6 protein-coding genes and 1 pseudogene are annotated in these 8,662 nt (G+C 73.6%); 3 read left to right on the top strand and 4 right to left on the bottom strand.

Features of this window, described 5'->3' with window-relative positions:
• Positions 1-690 (bottom strand): annotated as a pseudogene (locus QMZ92_RS24265) (DUF1996 domain-containing protein); the annotation flags it as partial.
• 272 nt (positions 691-962) lie between these two features.
• Positions 963-1,955, bottom strand: coding sequence for an NAD-dependent epimerase/dehydratase family protein (locus tag QMZ92_RS24260; RefSeq protein WP_283299586.1), 993 nt, complete (start codon positions 1,953-1,955; stop codon positions 963-965).
• 190 nt (positions 1,956-2,145) lie between these two features.
• On the opposite strand from QMZ92_RS24260, the gene QMZ92_RS24255 reads away from it, so the two are divergent.
• Both QMZ92_RS24255 and QMZ92_RS24250 read left to right on the top strand, forming a co-directional pair.
• The gene (locus tag QMZ92_RS24255; protein WP_283299585.1) at positions 2,146-2,778 is read left to right on the top strand and encodes a hypothetical protein; all 633 of its coding nucleotides are present in this window, start codon (positions 2,146-2,148) and stop codon (positions 2,776-2,778) included.
• 47 nt (positions 2,779-2,825) lie between these two features.
• On the top strand, positions 2,826-4,295 hold the full coding sequence (locus QMZ92_RS24250; RefSeq protein WP_283299584.1) for a PepSY-associated TM helix domain-containing protein: 1,470 nt from the start codon (positions 2,826-2,828) through the stop codon (positions 4,293-4,295).
• A gap of 331 nt (positions 4,296-4,626) precedes the next feature.
• Here the strand turns inward: QMZ92_RS24250 and glnII are convergent, their stop codons facing one another.
• Positions 4,627-5,658, bottom strand: coding sequence for a glutamine synthetase (gene glnII, locus QMZ92_RS24245; protein ID WP_283299583.1), 1,032 nt, complete (start codon positions 5,656-5,658; stop codon positions 4,627-4,629).
• 651 nt (positions 5,659-6,309) lie between these two features.
• Between glnII and QMZ92_RS24240 the strand changes: the two genes are divergently transcribed.
• The gene (locus QMZ92_RS24240) at positions 6,310-7,221 is read left to right on the top strand and encodes a Gfo/Idh/MocA family protein (protein ID WP_283299582.1); all 912 of its coding nucleotides are present in this window, start codon (positions 6,310-6,312) and stop codon (positions 7,219-7,221) included.
• 185 nt (positions 7,222-7,406) lie between these two features.
• Here the strand turns inward: QMZ92_RS24240 and QMZ92_RS36095 are convergent, their stop codons facing one another.
• Positions 7,407-8,360 (bottom strand): SCO2207 family protein, encoded by a 954-nt coding sequence (locus tag QMZ92_RS36095; RefSeq protein ID WP_349307756.1) that lies wholly within the window; start codon positions 8,358-8,360, stop codon positions 7,407-7,409.
• Positions 8,361-8,662 lie beyond the last annotated feature (302 nt).

Genomic DNA, 8,662 nt, shown 5'->3' with positions numbered 1-8,662 from the left:
GGTCGTGAACGTGCCCCGGGAGGCACCGCGCCCGTTGCGCGGGTTGCTGACGTTCGGCTGGACGGACTGGATGTCGACGAAGTCGGACTGCTCCGGGCCGTTGCCGGCCTGACCGCCGTTGCCGCCGCCCTGGCCGTTGTCCTGGCCCTGGTCCTGACCGCCGTTGTCCTGACCCTGACCCTGGTCCTGGCCGTCGCCCTGACCGCCGCCCTGGTTCTGGCCGTCGTTGTCGTCGGCCCGCAGGGTGCACGACGCCATGGACTCCAGGCCCTGGGGCTTGGGAGCCTTGCCGCGCTCGATGAGTGCCGCGATCCGCTGGAGGATCACGGTCCGCTCGTTCTTCAGCGGGGTGAGGATCTGCTGTTGCCCGTACCGGGGGTCGCGCTCGATCCGCTGCCTGAGGTCGGCGAAGCGTTTGTACGCCGTGGTGATCTGGGTGTCCAGTGTGGCGAGTTCGCGGTCGACGTTGGCGCGCGCCTGCTTGGGCACCTCGTCCAGTTCGTTTCCGACGTCCGGGCAGTCGATGGTGGAGAGCGACCGGCCACTGGCGTTGGGGTTCTGACTGCGGCCCTCACCCGCAGATGCGTAGACATTGACCGCGATCAGCCCACCCCCGCCCAGAATCAGGGCAGCCGAGGCGGCGATCGCCCGGTTTGCCAGCGTTGAGCGTTTGCGTGTTGTGCGTGCCATGGAACTCCAATCCCGGGGTGGGAGCAGCGCGTCGTTCCATACGGAGTCGCGCGGCGCCACGTTCAGACGGGACCGGAATTCGTAGAAAACTCCATCCGCAAAACGGATGCCACCGGGTGCCAACGGGCATGCCCGCGAAGGTGGTTGGCGAAACCTCGCGGCTGCGCCCGTCCGCGCCCGCGTGCCCCGGTACGCGCACCGCACGGGTGCGCCCGCCGGGCGCAGCCGGTCCGGTGCGCCGGGGCGGCGGACCGGTCCTGGCGCCCGGGTGCTCAGGAGCCGCCGAGCAGCGCCGACTCCTGGGCCGCGGACAGGCCGACCGGGCTCCGGTCCGGACGCAGGGGAGCGCTTCCGCCGAGCCTCCGGAGCCAGGCCCAGGTGTCGGCGACCGTCTCCTCGGCCGGGCGGCAGTGCAGACCGGCCGCCAGGGCCCTGGACACATCGGCGCGGTGCATCGCGTCGTACGCCTCGCCGCGCGGGACCCACACCGGAAGGTCCGTCCAGGGCTCCACCCCGGCCGCGGCGATCCGCTCCGCGTCGAGCCAGCGCAGCTCCGCACCGGAGCCGGTCGCCCGGACGCAGGCCTCCAGCAGCCCGCCCATCGTGGTGTGGCCGTGCGGCGACACCAGGTTGAAGGGACCGGTGAGCCGCTTCTCCGCCGCGTCGAGGGTCCAGAGGGCGAGATCGCGTACGTCCACGAACTGCACCGGCAGCTCGCGCGGACCCGGCGCGGGCACCGTACCGCCGCGCGCCGTCCGGTTCAGCCACCACGGCAGCCGGCCCACGTTCTCCCAGGGCCCCAGGATCAGCCCCGCGCGCACCAGCAGCGACCGGTCGGAACCGAAGGTCTCCGTCACGGCCAGCTCGCCGCCCCGCTTGTCGCGGGCGTAGTCGGTCGGCCCGGCGTCCGCCGCGGCACCCTCCACCAGCGGGCCGTCCTCGTCGAGCCCCGCGGCCGCCGGCCACGCGTAGACCGAGCGGCTGGAGACGTACACGTAGTGGCCGACCCGGTCCGCGAGCAGCCGCGCCGGGGCGAGGACTGCGGACGGGGCAGCCGACCAGGTGTCGACGACCGCGTCCCACTCGCCCTCCGCGAGTGCGCCGAGCCCGTCCGGCGCGACCCGGTCGCCGCACAGCACCCGCACCCCCGCCGGGGCCTCGTGGCGCCCCCGGTGAAACACCGTCACCTGCCAGTCGCGGGCCAGTGCGGCCTCCACGACGGCCCGCCCCACGAACTCCGTACCGCCCAGCACCAGAAGTCTCATGGTGTCGAGCGTGCCCGCTCACCCACTCCGACGTGCGGAATTCCGCTGCGGGGAGAATCCGGCCGCGCCCCCCGTCTGCCGGAAGGACGCCAGGGGATGGCACCATGTGCGGGCCATGACGGATGCCCGGTCGCCGATGCGCGCCTTCCGAGCCGCACTATTCGCGGCGGTGTGCGTGACATTGGCTGCGGTGGGGCATTCGTTCATGTCCGGGCACGATCTTCCGTCCACCGCCCTGCTGGGCGCGCTGGGGCTCACCGCGGCGGGGGGCTGGCTCGCGGGCACCCGGCGCCGCGGCGCCCTCCCCATCGGGGCCGCGCTGCTCGGCGTCCAGGGCGCCCTCCATCTGCTCTTCGCCCGCTCCGAACCCCACACCGCGGGAGACCTCCCGCCGCACCACCGCATGAGCGCCGGCGGCCTGCCCGGCACGACGGCGGACGCCGCCGTGCCGGGCACCGTGCCCGCGCGTTCCGCCGACACCCTCGCCGCCGACGCCGTCGCGCAGTTGACGCAGCACATCACCGGCCCCGCGGGCATGCTCGCCGCCCACGTCCTCGCCGCCGCGGTGTGCGCGCTGTGGCTCGCACGGGGCGAGGCGGCCTTCTTCCGGCTGGCGCGGACCGTCGGCACGGTCTGCGCCGCCCCCTTCGCGCCGCTGCGGCTGCTCCTCGCCGCCGCATGCGTTCCCGAACCCGCCCGGCCCGCGCGGCCCGGTCACCGCACCCGTCGTCCCCACGGAGTCGTCCTCACGCACAGCCTCTCCCGGCGGGGCCCACCCGGCGCCCCGACCACCCGCGCCACGGTCCCCGGAGCACTCGTCTGACACCGGGGGCCGCGATCCCCATGCCAACGCCGACTCCTAGGACCACCATGGCCATCGACGACCCCGTACGGGGCAGTGCCGGCACCCCCGAGGCGCCCGCCGCACCGGAGAAACGCTCCACCTGGAGTGCCCTGCGACCCCTCGTCCTGCGGCTCCACTTCTACGCCGGCGTCCTCATCGCCCCGCTCCTGCTGGTCGCCGCCACCAGCGGACTGCTCTACGCACTCTCCTTCCAGGCCGAGAAGATCGTCTACAGCCATGAGCTGACGACCGACGTCGGCGAGCGGAAGGTCCCCCTCGACTCCCAGGTCGCCGCCGCCCGCAAGGCCCACCCGGAGGGGACCGTCACGGCGGTCTGGCCCTCCGCCGAGGACGGGGCGACCACCCGCGTCCTGATGAACAGCCCCGAGGTCGAGGAGGGCAGGTCGCTCGCCGTCTTCGTCGACCCGTACACCGCGGAGACACGCGGCGAACTGCCCAGCTACGGCAGCTCCGGCGCGCTCCCGCTGCGCACCTGGATCGACGAACTGCACCGTGACCTGCACCTCGGCGACCTCGGCCGCAACTACAGCGAACTCGCGGCCAGCTGGCTGTGGGTGGTCGCCCTCGGCGGGCTGCTGCTGTGGATCGGCCGCAAGCGGGCCTCGAAGCGGGCCCTGCTCGTGCCCGAACGCGGCGCCGGGGGTCGCCGCCGCACCCTGTCCTGGCACGGCTCCGTCGGCCTGTGGGCGGTGGCCGGTCTGGTGGTGCTCTCCGCCACCGGTCTGACCTGGTCGAAGTACGCGGGTGAGAACATCGGCGCGGTGCGGGACCAACTCGGTGGCGCCACCCCCGCCGTCGCGGCGACCCTCGACGGCGCGGCCCCGGACGGGCACGAAGGCCACGGCGACGGCGGCCACGGGGACGCCCACCGGGGTGCGGACATCGGCGTCGACAACGCGGTCGCTGCCGCCGCGGGGGTCGGTGTCGAGGGCCGGATCTCGGTGATCCTCCCCGCCGAGGGCAGCGGTTACGTCGTCAAGGAGACCGACACCCTCTTCCCGGTCCATCTGGACTCCGTGGCGATCGACCCGGCCGACGCCCGGATCATGGACGAACTCCGGTTCTCCGACTACCCGTTGCTCGCGAAGCTGACCCGGTTCGGCATCGACGCCCACATGGGCGTGCTGTTCGGCCCGGCCAACCAGATCGTCCTGGCCGCCCTCATGGTCGCGCTGATCATGCTGATCGTGTGGGGCTACCGCATGTGGTGGCAGCGCCGCCCGACCAGGGACCGGCGGTCCGCCGACGGCGACGACGCCCCGGCCGCCTCCGGCGGACCCTTCCGGTTCGGGCGCGCCGTCCCGCGCGGCGCGTGGCGCAGGGTTCCGGTGACGGCGATGATGCCGCTCGCCGCGCTGACCGTCCTGGTGGGCTGGTTCGTGCCGATGCTCGGCATCAGTCTGCTGGTGTTCCTCGCCGTCGACCTCGCCCTGGGCCTGGTGGCCCGGGCACGCCGCCGGTCCACGGCGGCCTGACGGCACGGGGCCGGCCCGGGGAGCGTGGCGCTTCCGCGCCCCCGGCCCGGCCCGCTCAGGCCTGTGGCCCCGCTCCGGGCCCGCTGCGGTCCGCGCCCTGCTCCGTGGTGGGGGACGTGGCGGAGAACGTGGCGGAGGGCCTGACCGCGGACGCGACCGGGCAGGGGGAAACCGGGCCGGGACGGGAGACGCGAGCGGAGCGGCGGGCGCCGGGAGCGACGGCTGCCGGTCGGCGGGTCGTGTCCGCCGTCGCGGTGCTCGTGTCCCCGGCGACGCGGAAGGGGCGCCCGCCGGTCAACCGGCGGGCGCCCCTTCCGAAGCGGCTGCGGGATCAGACCTGGCCGGCCTTCTCCAGCGCGGAGCAGCAGGTGTCCACCAGCAGGCGGGTCACCACGTACGGGTCGACGTTCGCGTTGGGACGGCGGTCCTCGATGTAGCCCTTGCCGTCCTTCTCGACCTGCCACGGGATGCGCACCGAGGCGCCGCGGTCTGAGACGCCGTAGCTGTACTCGTTCCAGGGGGCCGTCTCGTGCAGACCGGTCAGACGGTCGTCGATGCCGGCGCCGTAGTTCTTGACGTGGTCCAGCGGCTTGGAACCCTCGCCCAGCGACTCGCACGCGGTGATGATCGCGTCGTAGCCCTCGCGCATCGCCTTCGTGGAGAAGTTGGTGTGCGCGCCGGCGCCGTTCCAGTCGCCCTTCACCGGCTTCGGGTCGAGCGTCGCGGAGACGTCGAAGTCCTCTGCGGTGCGGTACAGCAGCCAGCGGGCGATCCACAGCTGGTCCGCGACCTCCAGGGGTGCGAGCGGGCCGACCTGGAACTCCCACTGACCGGGCATGACCTCGGCGTTGATGCCGGAGATGCCGAGACCCGCCTGCAGGCAGTTCTCCAGGTGCGCCTCGACGACGTCACGGCCGTGGATCTCGTCGGAGCCGACACCGCAGTAGTAGCCGCCCTGCGGGGCCGGGAAGCCGCCGACGGGGAAGCCGAGCGGACGGTCCCCGTCGAAGAAGGTGTACTCCTGCTCGATGCCGAAGATCGGCTCCTGGGCGGCGAACTTCTCCGCGACCTCGACCAGTTGGGCCCGCGTGTTGGACGGGTGCGGGGTCATGTCCGTGTTCAGGACCTCGCACAGCACCAGCACGTCGTCGCCGCCGCGGATCGGGTCGGGACACGAGAAGACCGGCTTCAGCACGCAGTCGGACGCGTGACCCTCGGCCTGGTTGGTGCTGGACCCGTCGAAGCCCCAGATGGGAAGCTCGGAGACGTCTGCGGCGGCACCCGTCAGAATCTTCGTCTTCGAGCGGAGCTTCGCGGTCGGCTCGGTGCCGTCGATCCAGATGTACTCAGCCTTGATGGTCACGGGCCCTCATCCTTTGCGGGTGCAGCGGGTATGAGGCGCAGCTTCGCAACCCCGGATTTCCCGGCCATTGCTCGGTTGTGAACCCCGTGTTACTCGGGGATCCCGCGGTCCCCGGAACCCCCGTGCGCCCCGATTCCCCCCGATCGCGGGCGAACGCCCCGGACCGGGGTCCCGGTGGAGCACGGCCGGGTGAACCGGACCGGGCCTCCGCGGACCGTCCGGGAGGACGCTCCCGTACCCGGCCGACGGGTACGGGAACGGCGCGGGGCGCGCAAGAGCACCGAGGCGTACCGGAAGCGCTGCGCGAGGACGCCCGGCCGCGGGGCCGAACCCGTCGTATACGCNAGGACGCCCGGCCGCGGGGCCGAACCCGTCGTATACGCCCCGCTGACCCGCTGACCCGCTGACCCGCTGACCCGCTGACCCGCTGACCCGCTGACCCGCGAGTCGCCGGGGACGAGGGCCCGGCAGCGCGTCGGGGGAGGGCGTCGTGACACCCGCCGCGGCGGCCGTCTGACCGGCAGCCCCTGCGAGCCGACCGGCGGTCCGGCCGGGCGGCTTCCCGGGCCTGACGGACGGTGCGCCGCGGCCCGGCGGGTGACCACCCGTCTCCCGCTCTTCCCCTGCCGCCCGCGGGGGCAGACTGGCCGCATGACGAGACTGCGCATCGGACTGGTCGGAACGGGCCCCTGGGCGGAGCGCACCCAGGCACCGGCTCTCGCCGCGCACCCGGGGGCCGTCCTCGGCGGTGTGTGGGGGCGGCGCCCGGAGGCCGCCGCCGCGCTCGCGTCGGCCCACGGGGTGAAGGCGTACGAGGATGTGGACGAGCTCATCGGGGCGAGCGACGCCGTCGCGTTCGCCCTGCCGCCCGACGTCCAGGCCCCGCTGGCGGCCCGCGCGGCCGCCGCCGGACGGCATCTGCTCCTGGACAAGCCGGTGGCGACGACGGTGTCCGGGGCCCGTGAGGTGGTGGCGGCGGTGGAGGGTACGGGGGTCGCGTCCGTCGTCTTCTGCACCCTGCGGTTCGCCGCGGACACGGCCCCGTGGATCGCCGAACAGGCCGCCGCGGGCGGCTGGTTCACGGGCCGGGCGCACTGGCTCGGCTCGCTCTTCGGGCCCGGCTCGGCGAGCCCGTACGCCGCCTCGCCCTGGCGGCGGGAGAAGGGCGGGCTGTGGGACGTCGGCCCCCATGTGCTGTCGGTGCTGCTGCCGGTGCTGGGCGACATCACGGAGCTGACGGCGTTGCGCGGCCCGGCCGACACCGCCCATCTGGCGTTCCGGCACGCGTCCGGGGCGTCGAGCACCGCCACCGTGGGCCTGAGCGCGCCCCCCGAGGCGGCCGGCGCGAGCATCGACCTGTACGGGGAGCGGGGCCGCGTGCCCATGCCCCCGTGGAGCGACGCGGTCGGCTCGTTCCGCTCGGCGGTGGACGCCCTGCTGCAATCCGTCCGCACGGGCGATCCGCACGCCTGCGACGTACGTCTGGGCCTGCGGATCACGGAGATCCTGGCGCAGGCGGAAGAGCGGCTGGAGGAGGCGCGGCCCGGGGCGGCCGGGGGCTGAACCCGCACCCCTCGGTTGTGGGACGCCGGGGCCCGAGTGCCGTGCGGTTCGGGGCCGTTGCACTGACGCGGAGCCTCCGGCCACGAAGAGGCCGGGCCGGGCGGACGGGACCCCACGGCTTCGTGATCCCGTCCGTACCCGCTCCCCCCCCGGGTGCCCGCGGGCACCCGGGAGCAGGGGGCGCGTCAGCCGACGCGCTCGATGCGGGCGTTGCGGATCAGGAACTTCCCGGGCTCCCGGACCTGCTCGAACGCGGCGTTGTTGAGCAGCGCGCAGCTGCCGGAAGCCGACGTGACCTCGACGGTCGTCGACTTGTCGTTGTCGAGGTTCGTCACCTTCAGCCGGGTGCCGACCGGGAACTGGCCGCTGGAGGCCGCCGGAGCACCGCCCTCACCGGACAGCGTCACGGTCGATCCGGCGCAGACGATCTCACCGGCGGCACCTGCCTGGTCCCCTCCGCCTGCCTGGTCCGCGGGCGGCTGCTCGGCGGCCGGGGGCTCGGCGGCCTCGCCGCCGCCACCGCCCGCGCCGAGGCGCTCGATGCGGACCTCGCGGATCACGTTCTTGCCCGCCTCGCGGACCTGCTCGAAGGCCGCGGCGTTCAGCAGCGCGCAGCTACCGGAAGTCGATGTGACCTCGACGGTGGTGGTCTTGTCGTTGGCCAGGTTGGTGACCTTGAGCTGGGTGCCGATCGGGAACTGGCCGCTGGAGGCCGCCGGTGCTCCGCCGTCGTTGGAGAACGTGAGGTTCTGGCCGGCGCAGACGACCTCCCCGGCCGCGTCGCCACCCGCGCCCGTACCTCCGGCCGCCTGGCCTCCATCGGCCTCAGGCTGGGCCGAAGCCGCCGTCTGATCCCCTCCGCCGGAGCCCTTCGCACAGCCGGCGGCTTCCTGCTGGAGGTTGATCTGCCTGATCACCGCCTCGCGGTTGGCGATCCGTGCTTCCGACTGGGCGTCGGGATTGGCCCGTTGGCCCGCGATGAAGTTCTCGTTGTTGCGCACCGCCTGGGCGAGGCCGTCACAGGCCGCCGAGGCATTGCTTGTTCCGGTCATGACAATCGCAGTGCCGCCGACCAGTGCCGTGGCACCGATCATGAGCGCGATCTTCTTCTTGCCGCTGAGGGTCTTCTTGCGCGACACGTAAGGCTCCTGTCCCCGGCTCTGAACGGCGGCCGGATCGGTTCCGTGTGCCGTTACGTACGAGTAGGCCGAGGGCCGCGCTCAACGTCTCAGCGGCGACTTCCTTAACTGCGGCTTAAGTTTTCGCAGGTGGGCGGGGGCCTGGAGGTTCAAGGCCGGCCGCCGGGCGCCGTCGTCCCGGTCATCCCGGCATCGCTTCGAACACCGTCGCCGTCGTCGCTGCCGTCGGTACCGACGCTGCTGTCACCGTCCTCGGCGGCATGCCCGTCCGTGCGGTTCGTCGTCCGGTTCGTCCGTGCGGT

This window comes from Streptomyces sp. HNM0645, from assembly GCF_030056615.1.
Lineage (GTDB): Bacteria > Actinomycetota > Actinomycetes > Streptomycetales > Streptomycetaceae > Streptomyces > Streptomyces marianii.
Note: the sequence above shows the minus strand (reverse complement) of the source record. Positions and strands in the feature narration are given on the sequence as shown.